At 43.0% G+C, this 20138-nt stretch carries 16 protein-coding genes; 7 read left to right on the top strand and 9 right to left on the bottom strand.

The genetic code is table 11. The features are described 5' to 3' along the window. Nucleotides 1–31: 31 nt before the first annotated feature. From RS24_RS01250 to RS24_RS01240, 3 genes are all read right to left on the bottom strand, one after another. Nucleotides 32–748, bottom strand: coding sequence for a SapC family protein (locus tag RS24_RS01250; protein ID WP_021776358.1), 717 nt, complete (start codon nt 746–748; stop codon nt 32–34). Nucleotides 749–872: 124 nt separating this feature from the next. Beyond that, nucleotides 873–3827, bottom strand: coding sequence for a TonB-dependent receptor (locus RS24_RS01245; protein WP_021776357.1), 2955 nt, complete (start codon nt 3825–3827; stop codon nt 873–875). A gap of 201 nt (nt 3828–4028) precedes the next feature. Continuing rightward, a complete protein-coding gene (locus RS24_RS01240) occupies nt 4029–5039 on the bottom strand; it encodes a LacI family DNA-binding transcriptional regulator (RefSeq protein WP_021776356.1) in 1011 nt (336 codons plus the stop codon). Between the two features lie 384 nt (nt 5040–5423). Here RS24_RS01240 and RS24_RS01235 point away from each other — a divergent pair, with 384 nt between their 5' ends. Next, on the top strand, nt 5424–7886 hold the full coding sequence (locus tag RS24_RS01235; protein WP_021776355.1) for a glycoside hydrolase family 3 protein: 2463 nt from the start codon (nt 5424–5426) through the stop codon (nt 7884–7886). A gap of 26 nt (nt 7887–7912) precedes the next feature. Here RS24_RS01235 and RS24_RS01230 read toward each other — a convergent pair whose 3' ends face one another. The 4 genes from RS24_RS01230 to RS24_RS01215 form a co-directional block, all read right to left on the bottom strand. Continuing rightward, the gene (locus RS24_RS01230) at nt 7913–9499 is read right to left on the bottom strand and encodes a sodium:solute symporter family transporter (protein ID WP_021776354.1); all 1587 of its coding nucleotides are present in this window, start codon (nt 9497–9499) and stop codon (nt 7913–7915) included. A 197-nt stretch (nt 9500–9696) separates the two neighbouring features. After that, nucleotides 9697–10734 (bottom strand): 4-hydroxy-2-oxovalerate aldolase, encoded by a 1038-nt coding sequence (gene dmpG, locus RS24_RS01225; RefSeq protein ID WP_021776353.1) that lies wholly within the window; start codon nt 10732–10734, stop codon nt 9697–9699. Continuing rightward, nucleotides 10731–11669 (bottom strand): acetaldehyde dehydrogenase (acetylating), encoded by a 939-nt coding sequence (locus tag RS24_RS01220; RefSeq protein ID WP_021776352.1) that lies wholly within the window; start codon nt 11667–11669, stop codon nt 10731–10733. Before RS24_RS01220 ends, dmpG begins: the two co-directional genes overlap by 4 nt. Before the next feature lie 41 nt (nt 11670–11710). Next, nucleotides 11711–12499, bottom strand: a complete 789-nt coding sequence (locus RS24_RS01215; RefSeq protein WP_021776351.1) for a 2-keto-4-pentenoate hydratase — start codon at nt 12497–12499, stop codon at nt 11711–11713. 192 nt (nt 12500–12691) lie between these two features. On the opposite strand from RS24_RS01215, the gene RS24_RS01210 reads away from it, so the two are divergent. The 3 genes from RS24_RS01210 (at nt 12692) to RS24_RS01200 (ending at nt 15996) form a co-directional block, all read left to right on the top strand. Beyond that, nucleotides 12692–13399 (top strand): ribosome recycling factor, encoded by a 708-nt coding sequence (locus tag RS24_RS01210; RefSeq protein WP_021776350.1) that lies wholly within the window; start codon nt 12692–12694, stop codon nt 13397–13399. 123 nt (nt 13400–13522) lie between these two features. Further along, nucleotides 13523–14770 (top strand): cyclic nucleotide-binding domain-containing protein, encoded by a 1248-nt coding sequence (locus RS24_RS01205; protein ID WP_021776349.1) that lies wholly within the window; start codon nt 13523–13525, stop codon nt 14768–14770. A gap of 83 nt (nt 14771–14853) precedes the next feature. After that, on the top strand, nt 14854–15996 hold the full coding sequence (locus tag RS24_RS01200) for an acyl-CoA dehydrogenase family protein (RefSeq protein ID WP_021776348.1): 1143 nt from the start codon (nt 14854–14856) through the stop codon (nt 15994–15996). A gap of 2 nt (nt 15997–15998) precedes the next feature. On the opposite strand, the gene RS24_RS01195 is transcribed toward RS24_RS01200, so the two are convergent. Further along, nucleotides 15999–16400 (bottom strand): PaaI family thioesterase, encoded by a 402-nt coding sequence (locus tag RS24_RS01195; protein WP_021776347.1) that lies wholly within the window; start codon nt 16398–16400, stop codon nt 15999–16001. Between the two features lie 31 nt (nt 16401–16431). Further along, on the bottom strand, nt 16432–17052 hold the full coding sequence (locus RS24_RS01190; RefSeq protein WP_021776346.1) for a glutathione S-transferase family protein: 621 nt from the start codon (nt 17050–17052) through the stop codon (nt 16432–16434). 132 nt (nt 17053–17184) lie between these two features. Here RS24_RS01190 and hspQ point away from each other — a divergent pair, with 132 nt between their 5' ends. The 3 genes from hspQ to RS24_RS01175 are packed head-to-tail and all read left to right on the top strand — an operon-like array spanning nt 17185 to nt 20114. After that, nucleotides 17185–17526 (top strand): heat shock protein HspQ, encoded by a 342-nt coding sequence (gene hspQ / locus RS24_RS01185; RefSeq protein WP_021776345.1) that lies wholly within the window; start codon nt 17185–17187, stop codon nt 17524–17526. Nucleotides 17527–17538: 12 nt separating this feature from the next. After that, nucleotides 17539–18294, top strand: coding sequence for a C40 family peptidase (locus RS24_RS01180; RefSeq protein WP_021776344.1), 756 nt, complete (start codon nt 17539–17541; stop codon nt 18292–18294). Then, entirely contained in the window at nt 18294–20114 is a 1821-nt protein-coding gene (locus RS24_RS01175) for an extracellular solute-binding protein (protein ID WP_021776343.1), read from the top strand. The genes RS24_RS01180 and RS24_RS01175 overlap by 1 nt, the downstream gene beginning before the upstream one ends. Nucleotides 20115–20138: the final 24 nt, after the last annotated feature.

The raw sequence follows: 20138 nt of genomic DNA, 5'->3' as shown, positions 1-20138 counted from the left end.
TCCTCCGTGATCAGGAAAATTAAAATTGTTTTTATAGTTGACGGTTTTTTCTTTCTATTAATCCGGTAACACTCGCCATAGAAGCCAAAATCATAAAAGTAGGCATTAAATAACCTTTGCTTCGCATTTCGAGCAACAACTCATCTTCAAGTTCTTTAAACCGTTCCTCGTTAATAGTTTGAAAACCTGTTAGCCTATTCAAAGATTGATCTTGAAGAGAAACATCTAGTACGAATGGTTCTAACAAATCATATTTGACCAGCCAATCCACATAGCCTTTTCCGCTTTCAAAGCCAAAATGTAGCATTTCCATATTTTTAACTGTATTTTTTAGATATTCAGACTCAGCACCCATTTCATCAAAGATAGCGATACCATTTTCCTCATCATCACCAGCAATTAAAGGACTATCCAAATCAATAAAGACGCGTCCATCATTTTCATTTTCACTATCACGACCAATAACAAATGGCTGAACATCTAAGGCCAAAGGAACATACCCACAATCCCAACCATCTTGCGTTACGAATAAATTTTCTTTCGGCTCTAGACCTAGAAGGGCTACCGAAGAAAAGTCTTCACCATCCGGATTTTTTTGAAAAAATATAGGATAATGAGACTGAATATTTCTAAACTCAATAGGAAAAGTAACACATACGCTATTCCCAATACCTAGATAGGCATCTTTATTTTTTTTAAGTTTTAGATTTTGGTGTTTTTCCTTAGTTAAGATTTCTACATTTGACATATGAAAAACTTCTTAAAAATTAACAGCTCTTAACTCTAAAATAAAAGGGGGCAGGTTAGTCAAGCCTCTTTGAGACTAAATCTAACCTGCCCACAATTTGTGTTCAGTTTAACTTACTAAAAATCTAGTAAGTGTAACGGATGCCGAAATAGTATCTAGCAAAGCCAGGAGCTGCAAAGTATACATATGACGGATCACGACCGTGAGTTCTTGGTAAGTCCTCTTCAGTCATGTTAATGCCATCAAAGAAGACCGTTACATTATCATTGACTCTGTAACTAGCACTCATATCGATCTGCTCATATTCTTCAACGTAGCTAGGATGGTTGCCAGTTCCATTCAGGAAAGAGTCTCTCCAGTTATAAGCGACCCTAGCCTGCAAACCATCTTTATCATAGTAAGCCACAAGGTTGGCACTATCACTCAATCCAACCAGTGCAAACTGATTTCCAGCTGCCGCATTAGTTAAATTGTTGTATTCAGCTGATCCATCGACAATAGTGTAGTTAGCTAAGAAGCCAAAACCAGTGTCAGTGAAATCATGCTGCCATGCAATTTCCCAACCATCAATTGTTTCAGAGTTCGCACCATTGGTTGGAGCCGTGAAACGGAATGGTACATTTGGATCTTGACCAGCAATACCATTAATTACAGTTAGACCATTTGCATCTACTTCTGTAGTACCTGGGTAATTAGCAATGATCCAATTTCTTACATCATTTGCATCCGTTCCCACTGCTGCTACAGCCTCGTCGTAACGAGGTCCCTGTCCAGGGTGACCAACATTAAATGGAGCAACGTCAATGTTACCAGAGGTAATCCAGTTATCTACATCTTTAGTAAAGTAACCAACAGAAATATAACTTAAGTCACCATAATAATATTCAGCTGAAATATCAAAATTTTCAGACTCGAATGGCAGAAGTTCAGGGTTACCACCTGAACCAGTACCACGGTCAATTCTGAAAAGCTGATCAATTGAGTAACCAGCTTGCAAATCAGCATAAGTAGGTCTTGTAATAGTTTCACTCCAAGACATACGAAGCTTTGCATCATCAGTAATATCGATATCAAAATCTAATGACGGTAAATCATAATCATACTCTGATGTCAGAGTAAGAAAGTTTTCACCTGGAGCAAAACCAAGATAGAACTCATTAGCTGTAGCCCAGTTGGATGCTACAGGGACTTGACTAAGTGAGGTTGAAGTTATCTCAGTTTCTTCATGTCTTAAGCCAGCCACAACATTTGCAGGACGTCCAAAAAGTTCAAATTCCTTATTCAACTGAATGTAGAAAGAAGTTGTCTCTTCCTCCAGTGTTCTGTTGGTGTTTGTATATCCAGGAAAACAAACATTATCAGTACCACAAACATTATAGTTTGCCCTCAAGAAATCAGCCGCTTCTTCGAAATTAAAACGATGAAACTGAGGAATTATTGAGCTTGTACCAAATGCACTTGGAAGACTTGTTAACTTAAATAAATCATCAGGTGTGTTAGCTGGAGTGTTCCCAGGAATACCACCCCAAGTATCATTTTGGCGGAAACCATACTTCGACTCAATTTTGTTATCTATAATTGAAATACCAAAATCAACACTGTCAATAATGTCATTAATTGCATCATTGTTGGTAAAATCGTAGGTACCATGAACCTGACCTTGATCAAGGTTAGCCTTCATGTAAGCAAAACGATAAACATTACCAGTAAACTGTCGGCTAGCAGAACTGAAAAGAGTGGCTTGATCAGTTACACCTGTGACAGACATGATTGGCAGGTCACCCGAAAAATCAATACCTTGGCCAGCAAGTTGGTATGCAGCTGTACCAATGACATTATTAGATCCGTATTCACTATTTGGTTTAGACTCAGACTCTGAACGATTGTAATCGAATACCAAACTCAGATTTTCTGTCGCTTGAACCTCAAGATTAAGACCCACACTATCAAGTATATTTTCGTTGGCTGTTAAACCTGCGCCCATAGAGAAGTCTGAGGGACCAGCTGGGTCAAAAGTTTCATTATAAGAAATGATTGGCTTAGGATTACCATCACCCCAAACTGAAGCTACAGTTCCATGATTAAACCAAATACTTACATCATTATTTCTTGCTTCAATCTCATAAGTTGCTTTGAGAATATCTAATGTAGCAGTTATTTTGTCATTTGGAGCGTATTGCATGGTTAAAAGACCGTTAAAACGCTCAGATTCAAAATCAATTAAACTGTATGCCATATTTTGTGGAATACGGTAAACATCTGTATCAGCAGGCCCATTGGTAACAGTGTGATTGGGGTTTCCTACAATAGAACCCCAATTACCTTCATTACCATAATACGCATCACGCCAACCAACTGTAGCTTGATTAACACTACTCTTACGCTCTTGGGAGATTAAAGATAGGGATACACCAAACTCTCCTTCAGCCAAATCCCAAGTATTTGAAATAAGACCTGAAATTTCAGGAGTTTGTGTGGAGCCACCGTTCCAAGACTCATCTTGAACGACCTTGTAAGAGGCAGTTGCCTTAAAACCTTTGTCATCTAATGGACGAGTTGTATTGATGTTTATGACTGAACCAATACCTCCACTGGCAACTGGAGCTTTACCAGTTTTATAAACTTCAAGACCTGCAATCCCCTCAGAGGCAAGATTAGCAAAATCAAAAGATCGTGAGGAAGGAGCACTTGCACCATCACCTAAAGTAGATGTTGCAATTTGGCGGCCATTAAAAGTAACCAAATTGTATTCAGGCCCGAAACCACGAACTGTAACTGTTGAACCCTCGCCACGTTGACGGTCAATGGAAACACCAGAAATTCTTTGGAGTGATTCCGCTAAGTTTGTGTCAGGGAATTTACCCATCTCCTCAGCAGAAATTGCATCCACAATCCCTTTTGCATTTCTTTTTAGATCGCTTGATGATTGAAGACTTTTTCTAATGCCCTGAACAATAAGCTCATCGACTTCTTCACTTTGTTGCGCAGATGCTACGTCTATACCTAAAGATACAGCAGCAACAGACACACCAGCAAGAAGTGTATTTTTAAGTGTTTTCTTTGCAAATGAATTTTGCATTTAAACTACCCCCACAAATATTTTTATAAGTCTTAGCAGAAAACTAAAATTGTCCATCATTGTCAATTAAATTTATTGATATGAGACAAAATTTGTGTGACTCAATTATTTAGTGTTACATTTTTGTTACAAAATGCCCGCAGAATTTAAAAGCATAATTGAGCTCTTAGCCTTTTTGCGAGTGGGTAAGAAAGATGGCAATTAAGTTAGAATACTTGACTCTCTAACATGCAGTTTATGTGGTAAAACCCTTACAATTGGATCAAATTCTAATGCTTTAGGAAAATTATTCAGTTGTAGCATTGCTTCTGATGCCATTTTTGAAAAAGGTTGAGCAACTGAAGTTAACTGCGGCCACAATACTTTAGAAATAAATGAGTCATCAAAACCAGCTATAGCCAACTGATCAGGAACACTAAACCCCATTTTACTTGCCACCATCATGGTGGCTGCAGCCATTTCGTCATTTGAACAAAAAATAGCTGTCGGACGTTTACTTTCAGGTAAAGAAAGTAATTCTTGGGAACACCTCAGCGCTTTTTTGTAATCAAAACTACCCTCTTTAACCAATTCTGAATTAATCTCTAAACCAGCCTCCGAAAGCACCTTTTCATAGCCCTGCAGGCGAAGAAGGCTTGCTACGTGCATTACATCACCACTAATGTGAGCAATTCTTTTATGCCCTTGATCAATTAGATGTTTTGTTAGCTGCATGGCAGCCTGCTGTTCATCAATTACTATTGATACACAAGAAGGAAATGCCTGGGACGGGGAAATTAACACAAAATTAACCCCTTTTTGACGTAAAAGTTCATGAACTTCAACGGAGTCGCATAATGGAGGAACCAAAACAAGATTTTTAATTTTTGTTTTATCCAAGAAACGGCTTACTTGACCAATCCAATCTTTGTTAGTTTCGTCCAATAATTCTGCTACTAAATAACGACCAGCATTGAAACAAGCTTCCAAAAATGCCTGATTTAAGCCTGACTGATAGCCACTACTTGGATCGCCATACATTAAACCAACGCTAAGCGTATCACCTAATCGCATTTGTCTAGCAATCGAACTAGGCGAGTAGTTGAGTGTTTCCATTGCATTTTGGACTCTTAAACGGGTTTTCTCGCTCACATGACTATAATCATTGAGAACTCTAGAAACGGTTTTAACCGAAACCCCAGCCTTTTCTGCTACATCGTGGATTGTGCTCAAGATAACCTCTGGAAGGATAAAAAATCAAAATAGATTGATTCCAAATTTTTAAATTAGAAAAAAACTTATCAATAGCTCAAAAAATTGGGTCCTAATCATTTTTAAAATATAAATTTTATAGTAATTGGCCAAATTGTCCTTTAATGCATTGACTTTGTCCAATAAAGACAATATCCATTTCTTGAGGACAAAATAACTGATAAATATGTGGGGGTGTTTAAAGTTAAATCATTCACTCGAAAGGTTTAACTGATTAAAAAATCTTTTATCTAAGCAAAAATTTCTTAACTTTCATGGGTTTAAAGCCCAGTTACTTAACATGCCAAAATTTAACAGTCTTTCAGTCCATAAAGGGTTAAACAAAAAAATTTTCAGGGAAATTCAATGTCTAAAAGTTTTGTTACAAAAAAAATTATTAAAAATTTAATTGTAATTGTTATCGGATTACAGATTACAGCTTGCAGCGATAAACAAAAATCTCAAGCAGAAATAATATTGGAGCAAATGACACTTGAAGAAAAAATTGGGCAAGTTATTCAAGCTGATATTGGCTCTGTCACCCCTGAAGAGGTTCAAAAATATAATCTTGGGTCCATTTTAAATGGCGGTAATTCCGCCCCTGGAGGAGGAAAAACTGCTGAGTGGCAGGAATGGGTGAGTCTAGCCGATGCCATGTGGTTAGCTTCAACAGATATTTCAGATGGTGGTCTTGGTATCCCCGCCATTTGGGGGACTGATGCTGTTCACGGTCATAATAACCTGCAATCTGCTACAATCTTTCCGCACAATATTGGCCTCGGCGCGACACGCGATACCGTTCTACTCGAAAAAATTGGTGCTGTTACTGCTCACGAAGTTCGTGCAACAGGTTTAGATTGGGTCTTTGCTCCCACTGTTGCCGTAGCGCGCGATTATCGTTGGGGACGCACCTATGAAAGTTATTCGGAAAACCCGCAGCTCGTTTCAGATCTTGGTGCAGCACTCATTTTAGGCCTGCAGGGTAAACCTGGCACTGAAAATTATCTGGGCGATAAAAAAATTATTGCTACCGCAAAGCACTTTGTCGGTGACGGTGGCACACAATACGGCATTGATAAAGGTGACACGATTGTTACCGAACAGGAACTACGAAATATTCACGCCTTTCCCTATAAACAGGCTTTCCAAAATGATGTGCAATCCGTAATGGCATCCTTCTCAAGTGTGAATGGTACCAAGATGCACGAAAATAAACCCTATCTGACCGATCTGCTTCGCGATGAAATGAATTTTAACGGTTTTGTTGTTGGCGACTGGAATGGTCATGCCGAGATACCAGGGTGTACGGCGACGAATTGCCCAGACGCTTTCCTTGCCGGTGTTGATATGTATATGGCGCCTGAAAGCTGGAAAGGCATTTACGAGTCCCTCAAATCACAGGTTGAGAGTGGCGACGTCCCAATGGCCCGTCTGGATGAGGCTGTTCTCAGAGTCCTTCAAGCCAAAGTGACCGCTGGTATTTTTGAAGCCGGCCTTCCGTCACAACGTCCGGAGACCAAACAAGAGTCACTGGGAATTGCCGAGCATCGTGCCTTAGCGCGTGAAGCTGTTCGTAAATCACTTGTTTTGCTTAAGAACAATAATCAAGCCCTTCCCATTAAACCAAAAGCCAATGTTATGGTGGTGGGTGCGGTTGCCAAATCCATGAAACATCAGACGGGTGGTTGGACACTTTCATGGCAGGGTAATGACAACGCGAATGACGAATTTAAAACCGGCGAAACCATTTATTCAGGTCTTGAGGCTGCCATCACCCAAACAGGTGGCACAATTAGCTGGTCGCCCGACGGGTCTTATGAACAAAGGCCCGATGCTGCGATTGTTGTTTTTGGGGAAGACCCCTATGCGGAATTTCATGGCGATCGAATGGATTTGATTTATGAATTTGAAGGCGATCCTAACCTTAACATTCTTAAGCAACTCAAAGCCGACGGCGTTCCGGTTGTTGCCATTTTCATTAGCGGTCGTCCACTCTGGGTCAACAGCCATATAAACCTATCCGATGCATTTGTTGCAGCTTGGCTACCCGGCACGGAAGCTGGCGGGATTGCGGATGTTATTGTTGCTTCTGCTGATGGCTCACCACAATTTGATTTTGTTGGCAAATTGCCATTCTCATGGCCTGTTGAAGAAACGGGCCAATTGGTTCGCAAGAATGATGGTTCTGCGTTTCAATTTGGCTATGGCCTAAACTATGCCGATGATGTGCAACTCGCTGCCCTGCCCGTGTCAGATGTTTTACAAAAACCTGAAAAAGTTTTCTCAGGTCAAATTCTTGCCAAAGGGAAAGCCGTTGAGCCGCTTGAATTTTATCTTGGCGACCTCACCAATTCAAACACACCGGCTCCTATGCTGAACCTGAAAAGCCTTGGTGGAAGCCTGACCTCTTCTGGCACGGATTATCAAGCCCAGGAAGACTCCAGAAAGTTGAGCTGGGTAAACGATAACTTGGCGAATGCCTCAGCTCGTCTAGCCCGCCCTTTTAATATCACGCAAATGCCTAATTACGACTTGCTCGCGCTCTCCATGACGCTGAAACTATCAAAGGCTGGCGATGATGAATTCATTATAGGGATGATTTGCGGCGAGGCGTGCATTGGTTCATTGGCAATATCGTCAGTTCTGACAGACCTCCCCCAAGATAAATGGCAAGAGGTAAAAATTCCCCTCAGTTGTTTTGTAAGCAAAGGTCTTGACCCCACAAAAGTCGAAGTTCCGTTATTTATGCAAGCCAAGCAAGGATGGGAATTGTCAGTTCACAATGCAGAGCTTGTCAGCTCAGATGAATTGACAAGCTGTCCGCAATAATTATTTGGTTACGTTTTTTAGGGCGACTACCAGAAGAATATATAAATACCGGTCAGCAATACACCAATAGCAATCGACAAGCGATTAAAAAGGGCTGCGCTTTCAAACCTGATGCCGGAAAGATCCACGGGCTGTCCGGCTTCTGGTTCTTTCGTCAGTATTGAAATGATATATCCAGCTGCTAAGCAGGCCAAGAAAACCACCCAAATACGGATGACGAAAGGTGTATCCGGTGTTGCGAGTTTAAGAATGATATTTGACCCCACCGACACAACAAGCATGCCAAAGGCACCTTGAGAATTGCATCTCTTCCAGAACATACCTAACAGGAAAACCGCTACAATACCGGGCGCGATATAACCTGTATATTCTTGAATGGTTTGAAACGCGCTGGCCATACCGCCAAGAAACGGGCGGGCTAAAATGACCGCAATTACAATAGAAGCAAGCGATGTAAACCGCCCAACTGTCACATAATGCTGTTCGGTTTTTTCTGTCGCAAGATAATCACGATAAATATCCATTGTGAAAATCGTTGAGATGGAGTTCATCATGGAGGCCAATGAAGAAACGATGGCAGCGATGAGTGCGGCAAAAACCAACCCACGCAGACCTTGAGGCATCAAAGTCATTAAAACGCCATAAGTCGAGTCAGGCTTGGCTTGAAGCGTTGCCATATCCAACTGAGCATTTTGCGCCAGCCACAAAGCTGCAATGCCTGGAATAACAACAATAACCGGAATTAAAAGTTTCAAAAATGCGGCAAATGCCAGACCTTTACGCGCCTCTTGTAGACTTTCGGCGCCGAGCGCTCTTTGAATAATGTATTGGTTAAACCCCCAATAAGAGAAATGCAAAACCCACAAACCGCCAAGCAAAGTCCAGATACCGGGTAAATCCTGATAGCTTGGATTTTCTGGAGATAAAATCATTTTAAAATGACCCGGAATGTCATTCATAAGCACACCAAAACCCCCAAGCATGCTACCTCCAACATTCACCATGGACAGCAAAATACCCGTAATGGCTGCACCGCCGACAACCAGAATGACCACTTGAATAATGTCGGTCAGCGCAACGGCTTTAAGCCCGCCATAAATTGAATAAAGCACGGCAAATCCAGCCAGACCAATCATGCAATACATAACACTCCAACCGGTAAGCGCGTTAAGCGCCAGCCCCCCAAGCCACAAAACAGCAGTTAAATTGACAGATGTGTAGAGCACGACCCAGAATATTGCCAAAAGCAATTTGACCTCACCCCCAAAGCGGGTCTCCAAAAATTGCGGCATGGTATAGATTTTTTTCTCAAGGAATATTGGTAGAAAATATTTCGCAACAATAATCAGCACCAAGGCGGCCTGCCATTCATAAGCGGCAATCGCCAGCCCAACGACAAACCCCTGCCCTGATTGCCCAATAATTTGCTCAGCAGAAATATTGGCCGCAATTAAAGAAGCACCAACCGCCCACCATTTCAGGCTGTTACCGGCAAGGAAATAATCTTTACTATTAACTTCGTGATCTGCTGGCGCTCTGGAAACATAAAGCGCGACACCCATCAATACGGCTCCGTAGATTGCAATCACGGATAAATCTAGAAATGTAAGCATTATTCCCTCCCAATAATGTTAGCTCTTATTATATTAGGCTTGATAATTACTTTTTGTGACAACGTTGTCAAATTATCTGTATTGCACATGTCTTATAGCAATATTTATGGGCGTGTTTAGGCTGGCTTTTCTGAGCAAACGATTGGGTTAATTAAAAACCATTAACGGAAATAGTAGCTTCAAGATGATGACTGATTCTAATTTTGTTGTTTCAGGAGGTCGAGCGCGACATCGACAATCATATCTTCTTGTCCGCCAACCATGCGGCGTCTGCCAAGTTCAACCAAAATTGTACGGACATCAATGCCGTAATCTTCTGACGCTTTTTCCGCATGACGCAAGAAGGAAGAATACACACCCGCATAACCCAATGAGAGCGTTTCCCGATCAACCCTAACCGGGCGGTCTTGCAATGGGCGCACCAATTCTTCGGCAGCATCCATAAGTTTGTATACATCGCAACCATGCTGCCAGCCCTTCCGGTCAGCCGCCGCGATAAACACTTCCAGTGGGGCATTACCTGCCCCCGCACCCATGCCCGCCAAAGACGCATCCACGCGCCGCACGCCGTTTTGAACAGCAACAATCGAGTTCGCAACCCCTAAAGATAAATTGTGATGGGCATGCACACCAATTTCTGTCGCCGGGTCTAAAATATCACAATAAGCCCGCACACGCGCCGCATAGCCATCCATATCCAAAGCCCCGCCACTGTCAGTGACGTAAACCGTGGTCGCGCCATAGCTTTCCATCAGCTTGGCTTGCTCTGCAAGTTGCTCTGGCTCACTCATATGGCTCATCATTAAAAAGCCGATGGTGTCCATCCCCAAATCCCGCGCAATACCAATATGCTGTTTGGACACATCTGCTTCTGTGCAATGCGTGGCAACACGCACAGACCGCACACCAAGGTCATAAGCCCGCTTTAATTCCTCAACCGTCGCAATACCCGGCAGAATGAGCGTTGTCAGAACAGCATTATCAATCACATCGGCAACGGCTTCAATCCATTCCCAATCGGTATGCGCGCCGAACCCGTAATTAAAGCTGGCGCCGGAAAGACCATCACCATGTGCGACTTCAATCGCATCAACACCAGCTTCGTCGAGCGCCTTGGCAATCATTGCTACATGATCAATGCCATACATGTGTCGGATAGCATGCATACCATCGCGCAAGGTAACATCCTGAATATAAAGTTTTTCTTTGGTAGGATCTTTCAAAAAGCCACTCATGCCACACCCCCTCGTACTTTTGTCGCCATGCGTTCGGCGGTTGCCATACCCGCAGATGTCATAATGTCGAGATTACCCGCATAATTCGGCAGATAATGACCCGCACCTTCTACCTCAAGGAAAATCGTTGTTTTAACGCCTTCATATTCACCCTGCCCCGGGATTTTAAGACGGCTATTGCCGGTAAAGCGCTCAAATTGAACTTCTTGTTTCAGGCGATAGCCCGGCACATATTTCTGAACCTCGGCAACCATATCCTCAACGCTTTGGCGGATTTTATCTTCCTCGCCGCCAACTGAAAACGCATAGATTGTGTCGCGCATAATCATGGGCGGTTCGGCAGGATTGAGAATAATAATCGCCTTACCTTTTTCTGCCCCGCCAATCACCTCAACGCCGCGCGCGGTGGTTTCTGTAAATTCATCAATATTGGCACGTGTGCCCGGCCCCGCAGAGCGCGACGAAACAGAAGCTACGATTTCGGCATAAGGTACGCTGTCGCTCACACGGGTAACAGCATAGACCATTGGAATGGTGGCTTGCCCGCCGCAGGTCACCATATTCACATTCTGCTTGTCTACATGCTCATCGGCATTAACGGGAGGGATACAAAACGGGCCAATAGCCGCCGGCGTCAAATCCACCATCAATTTGCCATCGCGTACACAGATTTCGTTATGGATTTTATGCGCGCCTGCCGACGTTGCATCGAAGCAAATTACAATCTCTGACCATATATCAGACGCCACCGCCCCCTCAATGCCCTCATGGGTGGTTGCCACACCACGCTCACGTGCTATACGGAGACCGTCGGAGTCAGCGTCAATACCAATCACAAGAGCCGCTTCAAGAATATCCGAGGTTTCCTGAATTTTGATTAACAGGTCGGTTCCGATATTTCCTGAACCGATAAGAGCACATTTAATTTTGGACATATTACTTTCTTTTCATCTCAATTTAGAAGGCTATTTAAATCTCAAGCTGTAAAATCAGCGCGTACTGAACCAAGCCCTTCGATTTTCATTTCATAAACCTGCCCACCCTCAACTTGCGTTAACGGCCCGAGCGCACCAGACAGAATTAAATCCCCTGCCTTGAGAGGGCGACCATATTTAATCATCATCTGCGCCAGCCAAAGACATGCATTGAGGGGATTACCGAGACAGGCGGAGCCTTGCCCCGAACATACAACTTCACCATTATTCTCAATGACCATGCCGCAATTCAGATGGTCGAAAGCATCCAGCTTGACCGGACGAGAACCTAATACATAAAGGCCTGAAGAGGCATTATCGGCAATTGTATCTGTGATTTGAATATCCCAAGCAGCGATGCGGCTATCAACAACCTCAATCGCAGCGACAGCATATTCTATGGCCGACAAAACCTCCGCCAGCGTAATGCCTGTACTATCGAGATCTTTACCAAGATAAAAGGCAATTTCACCTTCAATGCGGGGCTGAAGTAAATGAGACATGGAAATCTCCTGCCCGTCTGCAAAAGCCATGTCAGAAAACAACATACCAAAATCCGGCTGATTGACACCAAGCTGACTTTGCACGGCGTGAGAGGTTACACCAATTTTACGCCCACTCAATAGCCGACCCTGCTTTAACCAGTATTTTGTGTTTTCTTCCTGGACAGCATAAGCATCGTCGATTTCCATGTCATAGCTTTTGCGCAAAGCATCAATCGGAGATTTAGTCTCATAGGCCTCCCGAATGGCGGTGGCTGCAGACAGTATCTGCTTTTGATCTAATGACATTCTTATTCCCTCATATTTAAAACAGAATTTTCTTATACGTGTTATTTACTCTGAAGACTCCACTTTCGTCTTAAACGACTGCACCATATTCATCAAGTTGTCGTGATTAAAATTGTCACATTGTTTAGAAATTTTATACAAACTCTGTACTCAAATATTCCTGATGTGATATAAAATAAACGAGGGAAAGTTATGAGTAATAGTGCGTTAATGGACGATGAAGCTCTTGAGTTACTTCTCGAGAACCTCTTCTTCAAGAAAAATACAGAATTAATGAGCTACAGCGACTCGTTCGAGTCTCGGATGCGTGACCGCTTCATCACTTTTGTGAAAGAAATACGCGAAGCCGGTACCTCAGAGGAAAATAACCAAATCCTCAGAAACACAAAAATTGTTGTTAAAAAGAAATCGCGCCGAGCCATGGACTTAGTCAATGTGCAAGCCTTTTTGGATCGAATTGAATTACGTTCAACAGATGCTGAAGCGCGAACTGCCGTAATTAAAATCCTCAAAGAAGAAAAAAACTTTAAACAGGTTGAAGAAAATGCGGAGGACGGCCTTATTACGGTCAAACTTCCAAAAATGGATTTGGAAAAAAGGTTTGAGCTTGCTGACTTCATTGAAAGCAAGTTTAAAAATTACCAAAAAAATGTGATGATGGTAAAAAACCAGTCTATGCAACAAATCAGAGCCGGGCTTCAAAATGAATTTATTTTCGGCCCGGATGCAGCAAAAGCAACCAAAGAAATCGAGAAAATCATCGATCACTACATTAAAACAGCTAAATTGATTTTCTTTGTTAAGCACAAAGATGTTTTAAAAAACCAATTCAAGCTATCCGACGAGGATGACGTCATTCTTGCCCGTAAAATGTCCACAGTTGCACACGTGCTTGATTAATAAGCTTAACCCTTTATTTAGAAATACATTTAATTGTGATATTTAAAATGATCGTACAAATCGGTCTGAAATTTGCAATAGAATTTATTTGTCATGTGAAATGACTGTTGCGGGTAGGTTGAGATGCAAAGAACAGTAGACGACATTAAAGAAAGAGCAAAATATCTTCGCGATATGTTGGCTGAATATGCCGATGATGCGTCCGTGTGGCTGGATAATGATGAGGATATGGAGTACTTCATTGATGAGCCCGCACAAGAAGTTGTTAACAAAGCCATTACGCCTCACCAAGATACTACTCATGAAGTAGCTCCCACACCTGCAACTCACCCTTTGGTAGCCGGTTTTCAGGATAACACTGAAACACCAGCCGACTTAGCGAAGGAAAAAATTGAGGATGAGATTGATGATCTCAGTTCGGAAAATACTGACCAACACCTTGCAAACATTCTTGCCGACGTGCCAAGCCGCACCAACAATGAAAAAATGCCCGCAAAGGACCAAAAGCCTGCTGTAAATAGTCCCTCAGATCGCTTTGAAAAAATTGCTCAAGTGATTTCAGAGAGTGAAAACTCTTCATCTGTCTTGCCAACTGAAATGCCCAAAACGCCTAATATTGATGAAAAAGGGCGCAAGATTATCAAATCTAAAGAAACCTTAAAAATTCTCAACGAAATGGGTCGGGAAATCGAGATAGGTAAACTCAATGACAGCATGATTAGCAAAGGCACGCCCTTGAATGCTTGCTACTGCATCCTTGAGGGGCGCGTTAGATATTACGACTCATTCACGAATGAATATCTGCTGGGCGAAGGAAGTATGATTGGTGCAGCGGAAGTGCTGGCCCCAAATAAAATTCATTTTGATTATCGAACTGAGGGCTATGTCAAAGTAGCTATTATTGATTTTGGTATTATCAAATCTGCCATTGATAATTTACGCCCCCTCACCCGCGGCATTATCAAATACACGCATGACCGGATTATGGGACAAAAAGAACGTTCATCACATCATCTGGTCGATGATCGATTCATCAATCAACTCGATCGCTATAACCATTTCAATATTAAAGAAGGCGAAATACTATTTGATGTCGGAGATAAAAGTGACACTTTCTTTTATATCTCAGAAGGCTCGATGAATGTTGTCGATGAAACCGGTAAAGTACTTGCCAATCTCACATCCGGCCAATCCTTTGGTGAAATAGCCGCCTTGACAAGCATGCCCCGCACAGCAAGATTGGTTGCCAAAACTGATACAGATTTATTTGAAGTCCGCTCTAAAGATGTCTCGAGGGAATTGTCATTCGAACCACCAGTGATAAAGCTGATTGTTCGTGGCATTATCAATCAACTCATAATCAACAATTAGTCGCACGTTTAGTGTTTGAATAAGCACATACTCTTTTGTAGGTTATTTCTTGAAATAAGAATGCCAGCAATCAGGAGATGAGAATGTTATCCACGCACGCACGTAAATTTTACAAAGAAGAACACAATATGTTCCGCGACACGGTACGCAAAGTCTTTGATAAGGAGATGGTGCCGCATCTGGATAAACACGAAGAAGAGGGTATTGTTGGACGCGAAGCATGGAAAGCCATGGGCGATGCCGGACTACTTGGCATGACTGTTCCAGAGGAAATGGGGGGTCTAGGACTGGACTTTTCTTTTAATGCAATATTCTCCGAAGAGCTTGCCTATATGGGCTCTTCAGCGGGCTTCACCCTGCAAAATGACATCACCGCAGATTATTTTGTTCAATACGGCACTCAAGACCAAATTGAAAAATATGTGCCTGGTATTATTTCCGGCGACATTGTTACCGCCATCGCTATGACCGAACCTGGCGCAGGCTCTGACCTGCAGGGAGTACGTACGACGGCGATTAAAGACGGCAATGAATATGTTCTAAACGGCTCGAAGACCTACATCACCAACGGACAAAATGCCGATGTTATTATTGTCGTCGCGAAAACAGATCCATCACTTGGTGCCAAAGGGATTTCTCTTATCTTGGTTGATGCCGATACGGAAGGTTTTGAGCGTGGACGAAACCTTGACAAGGTTGGACAGCATAGCGCTGACACATCAGAATTATTTTTCAATGATGCCCGCGTCCCAATGACGAATATTCTCGGTGAAGAAGGTATGGGTTTTGTTTATCTGATGACCCAGTTGCCACAAGAACGCCTCTCCATCGCCGTATCTGCTATGGGTATGGCTCAAAGAGGCTTTGACGAGGCTGTCAAATTCGTGAAAGACCGCCCTGCTTTTGGTAAGACGGTTTTTGACTTCCAAAACACTCGCTTCACTCTGGCAGATTTACAATCCAAACTTCAAGTTGGCTGGGCACATTTGGATTGGTGTATTGAACGCCATGTTGAAGGCAAACTGACAAATAGCGAAGCGTCTGTTTGCAAATTATGGCATACGGAGATGGCTTGTGAGATAATTGACGCCGCATTGCAACTCCATGGCGGCGCCGGCTATATGAATGAATATCCAATAGCCAGAATGTGGCGTGATGCGCGTGTTATGCGTATCTATGGCGGTACATCCGAGATTATGAAAGAACTTATCGGTCGTTCAATATAATCTTATGACAAAATTTTAAAGCTGGTTGTGGCTTTGGCAAGCAATCGGTCTTGGTCGTCATAAAGCATACTTTCCACAAAACCAATGGTGCGCCCCATACGCTCCACTTGACCTATACCCCATAAGGGCCCTGCAGCAACCGGACGCATAAAACGCACATTTAAATCAAGCGTTACCTGCTCCGGTGTTTTGAATTTTTCGCGTTTATAAGCCAAAGCTACACCGCAGAGTTGATCCAACATGGTTGCAACAATACCACCATGAATAATGCCCTGTAGATTATTCAAATCCTCTGAAATATTGAAGGTACATTTTACATGCCCTGTTTCAGGGTCGCATGAAACAATTTCAACACCAAGGAGCCTGTTTAAAGGTGAGTCAGCAATCGGCGGAAAGTCAGTCATTATTATCTCTTTTTTATTGTTGGCTTAAATTTTAAGCCGTTTTTTGAACTGAAGAGCGTTCAGCAATTGAGTCAAGCACATGCGTCAAATGCACAAGTCCACTTTCAACTTTTTGGCCCGTTTTTTTGAAGTAATCCGTGTAACAATAAAGCATTATATCGCCGTAAGTCATACGATCCCCACATAAAAATTGCTTACCTGCCAGCACATTATCAAGCCAAACAAGTCCATCCTGGGCTTTGTTTTTCATACTTTCAGCCGCTTCGGGATAGACGGTAATGCGCTTTTCAAAATAATTTTTCCCTATGCCATATTTAAAAGCCATGGACATCGGCTCCATCACAGCAAGGTCAACACGGCGCGCCCACATACGTGCTTCCGCACGCTCTTTCGCGGTAGCCCCAACTAAAAACGGGTCGGGGCAGACTTCCTCAAAATACTCAATAATTGCCGTAACCTCTGAGATAATTGTCCCGTCATCCAATTCAAGGACTGGTATCTGCCCAGCAGGATTTTTCGTAAGAAAAGAACTTGCACGGTTCTCGCCTTCAAGAAAATCAACAATAATTCTCTCTAGATTGAGATTCTTTTCATACATGGCAACATCGACAATTCTGGGATTGGGAATACCATCGGCTGTGTAGAGTTTCATGACGCAGTTACCTATTTTAAAATGGGACAGACAAATTTCTAAATCTAGATTTGAGGTTAATCTGTTCAATATATTTTAACAATTAGCATTTCACGATATCGACAAATTTAATAGTCGTGCTAGGTTCTTGTTATGACCAAAACATTCACACTCAAGAAAGCTAAATTCACAATCGGACAAGTCGTAAAACACAGGCTTTTTCCGTTCAGAGGCGTCATCTTTGATGTCGACCCGGTTTTCGACAATACGGATGAATGGTGGGAGTCGATTCCTGAAGATATCCGACCTCATAAAAACCAGCCTTTTTATCATCTTCTTGCAGAGAATGAAGAGACCGAATATATCGCCTATGTATCCGAACAGAATTTATTGGCTGATGATCTTGACCTCCCCGTAAATCATCCGCAAATTAACGAAATCTTCGGTGCCTATGACCGGGGTCAATATCAGGTACTCACCAACAACACACATTGAGTGACAAACTAAATGTTCAGCAAATTATTTCACTGGTTGGGACGACGACTTGTGCAATATCTTGATGAGCCTGTTCTCGGTTATCACTCATTCTCAACGACCACTGCAGCTGATTTGAGACCCTGTATCCAGCCTGGAGATGTTTTACTTATTGACGGCAATTTACGTATCTCATTGGCCATCAAATACCTCACCCAATCAACATGGTCTCATGCGGCCATCTATGTTGGACCGGACTCCGGATTGACAGACGAATATGGTAACCCTGCCGAGCTTATTGAAGCCGATGCCGGCAAGGGGGTTATAGCTGTGTCTTTGAATAAATATGACGGTTTTAACACCCGCCTATGTCGACCGGTTAAACTCATCAACGCGGATCGCCAGACATTGATGGATGCCCTCATCGCCTCAATAGGGCGCCAATATGACATCAAAAATTTTATTGATTTAATTCGCTTCACCTTTCCACAACCGCCGGTACCACAAAAATGGCGGCGACGCATGCTGGCATTAGGTAGTGGCGAACCGACACGCGCGATATGCTCGACTTTAATTGCCGAAGCCTTTGAACAAATCCGATATCCGATATTACCCACAGTGACCCGCGAAAATGCCAAAGAAATATTTCATATTCGGCATCATTCGCTTTACACACCCCGCGATTTCGATATTTCGCCATATTTTGAAATTGTAAAACCAACCCTTGCAAAAGATTTTAATTACCGCAATATCAAGTGGTCCAAACACAACCAGCCTACTGATTTTTAATGCGTCCTAAATTTCTTAAAACACTCACCTTCAGCCTTATTGTTGCTCACATTATTGGCAGCATTTCAATGCTTGGCGTCTCTATTGCTCTCGCTCAAACCTCACATGGCATCGCCATGCACGGGGAAATGAGCCTGCCATCTAATTATAAAAAATTCTCTTTTGCCGACAGCCGAACGATTATCGGAGGCAAACTCACCCGAGCAGAAATTGGTAGCTTTGACAGCCTGAATCCCTTTCTGGTTCGCGGCACGGCACCTGAAGGTTTACGTGATTTCGTATTTGAAAGCCTTATGGTTCGCCATAATGATGAACCCTTCACCCTATATGGTTTGCTCGCTGAAAGCATTGAAACTGCCGAAGATCGAAGCTCAGTAACTTTCACTTTACGCCAAGAGGCCCGATTTTCAGACGGTAAGCCTGTGCGTATCGAAGATGTAATTTTTTCATATGAAACACTGAAAGCGCGCGGACGCCCGAACCATAGATATTATTATGGGCAAGTCACGGCTTTGGAGCGCCCTGCGTCTGGACAAATAAAGTTTATTTTCAACACCGACAACCCCGATAGGGAACTCCCGTTAATTGTTGGGCTCATGCCCATTCTTCCGGAACATATCTATAAAGGGGCAGCATTTGACGATATCTCTATGAAACTTCCCGTCGGCAGCGGCCCCTACATGGTTGAAACAATTGAACCCGGACGTCGTATTACCTACCGGCGCAATAAAAACTATTGGGGGCTTTCAATGCCCTTTAATAAAGGGCGGCACAATATTGAACGTCTTGATTATGAATATTTTCGTGATGAAAATTCTGCCTTTGAAGCATTCAAAGCGGGGCTCATAGATTTATGGCGCGAAACTGACCCTAAGCGATGGCAAACAGGCTATGACTTTCCTGCAGCGCGTGATGGACGCATTATCAAAAAAGAAATCAAAACCGGAATACCTTCAGGTTTACGAGGCTTCGTATTTAATACCAGAAAAAAATCTTTCAAAGATATACAGGTGCGCCGCGCTCTGTCTCTGGTTTTAAACTTTGACTGGATTAATAAATCTCTTTTCAGTGGCGCTTATCAGCGTACCGAAAGTTATTTCCAAAACTCTGATCTCAGCGCACAAGGACAATCTGCTTCACCAGCGGAGATGAAAATTCTGCGTGGGGCAAAACTACCGCGCAACATTTTACAAAATGGTTATGTCGCGCCGGCAGGTGATGATAAGGGTCACAATCGTCAAGTCCGACAGACAGCTCTGGACCTTCTTAAAAAATCCGGTTACGCCATTGTGGATGGACGCCTTGCACATAAGCGCAGTGGTGACGAATTAGAGTTCGAGATTCTTGTTCAAACGCGGGAGGACGAGCGACTTGCCCTTACTTATAGTCGCATGTTGAACAGTATTGGGGTCATGGCAAAAGTTCGATATGTCGATGCCACGCAATATCAGAACCGCCTCCAATCTTTTGATTTCGATATGATTATTTATAATTGGTACGCCTCTCTTTCACCTGGCAATGAACAAGCATTTTACTGGGGGTCAGCAGCCGCCGATCAAAAGGGTAGTCGTAATTACCCTGGCATCAAAAGCAAACAGGTTGACCGTGCTATTGAAGCCCTTACCCAAGCACGAAAGCGTGAAGATTTTGTAACAGCCGCCCGCGCTCTGGATCGCTTATTGATGGGTGGGCATTATGTCGTCCCGTTATATCATTTGCCACGTCAATGGTTTGCCGTCTGGAGTCAGGTTGAACACAGTTGGAGACATGCGCTTTATGGCGCACAGATTGATAGCTGGTGGATTAACCCGCAGAACTAAATTTTCTCAGTTCAACAGTCTCAT

The sequence above is a fragment of the Candidatus Micropelagos thuwalensis genome (assembly GCF_000469155.1).
In the GTDB taxonomy this organism is placed as follows: domain Bacteria; phylum Pseudomonadota; class Alphaproteobacteria; order RS24; family RS24; genus Micropelagius; species Micropelagius thuwalensis.
This window is presented reverse-complemented; position numbering and strand designations above follow the sequence as displayed.

Excerpts from the sequence above, each read along its gene's own strand:
- RS24_RS01250 (WP_021776358.1), bottom strand. The coding sequence starts at position 748 with ATGTCAAATGTAGAAATCTTAACTAAGGAAAAACACCAAAATCTAAAA.
- RS24_RS01245 (WP_021776357.1), bottom strand. The coding sequence starts at position 3,827 with ATGCAAAATTCATTTGCAAAGAAAACACTTAAAAATACACTTCTTGCT.
- RS24_RS01235 (WP_021776355.1), top strand. The coding sequence starts at position 5,424 with ATGTCTAAAAGTTTTGTTACAAAAAAAATTATTAAAAATTTAATTGTA.
- RS24_RS01230 (WP_021776354.1), bottom strand. The coding sequence starts at position 9,499 with ATGCTTACATTTCTAGATTTATCCGTGATTGCAATCTACGGAGCCGTA.
- dmpG (WP_021776353.1), bottom strand. The coding sequence starts at position 10,734 with ATGAGTGGCTTTTTGAAAGATCCTACCAAAGAAAAACTTTATATTCAG.
- RS24_RS01220 (WP_021776352.1), bottom strand. The coding sequence starts at position 11,669 with ATGTCCAAAATTAAATGTGCTCTTATCGGTTCAGGAAATATCGGAACC.
- RS24_RS01215 (WP_021776351.1), bottom strand. The coding sequence starts at position 12,499 with ATGTCATTAGATCAAAAGCAGATACTGTCTGCAGCCACCGCCATTCGG.
- RS24_RS01210 (WP_021776350.1), top strand. The coding sequence starts at position 12,692 with ATGAGTAATAGTGCGTTAATGGACGATGAAGCTCTTGAGTTACTTCTC.
- RS24_RS01205 (WP_021776349.1), top strand. The coding sequence starts at position 13,523 with ATGCAAAGAACAGTAGACGACATTAAAGAAAGAGCAAAATATCTTCGC.
- RS24_RS01200 (WP_021776348.1), top strand. The coding sequence starts at position 14,854 with ATGTTATCCACGCACGCACGTAAATTTTACAAAGAAGAACACAATATG.
- RS24_RS01195 (WP_021776347.1), bottom strand. The coding sequence starts at position 16,400 with ATGACTGACTTTCCGCCGATTGCTGACTCACCTTTAAACAGGCTCCTT.
- RS24_RS01190 (WP_021776346.1), bottom strand. The coding sequence starts at position 17,052 with ATGAAACTCTACACAGCCGATGGTATTCCCAATCCCAGAATTGTCGAT.
- hspQ (WP_021776345.1), top strand. The coding sequence starts at position 17,185 with ATGACCAAAACATTCACACTCAAGAAAGCTAAATTCACAATCGGACAA.
- RS24_RS01180 (WP_021776344.1), top strand. The coding sequence starts at position 17,539 with ATGTTCAGCAAATTATTTCACTGGTTGGGACGACGACTTGTGCAATAT.
- RS24_RS01175 (WP_021776343.1), top strand. The coding sequence starts at position 18,294 with ATGCGTCCTAAATTTCTTAAAACACTCACCTTCAGCCTTATTGTTGCT.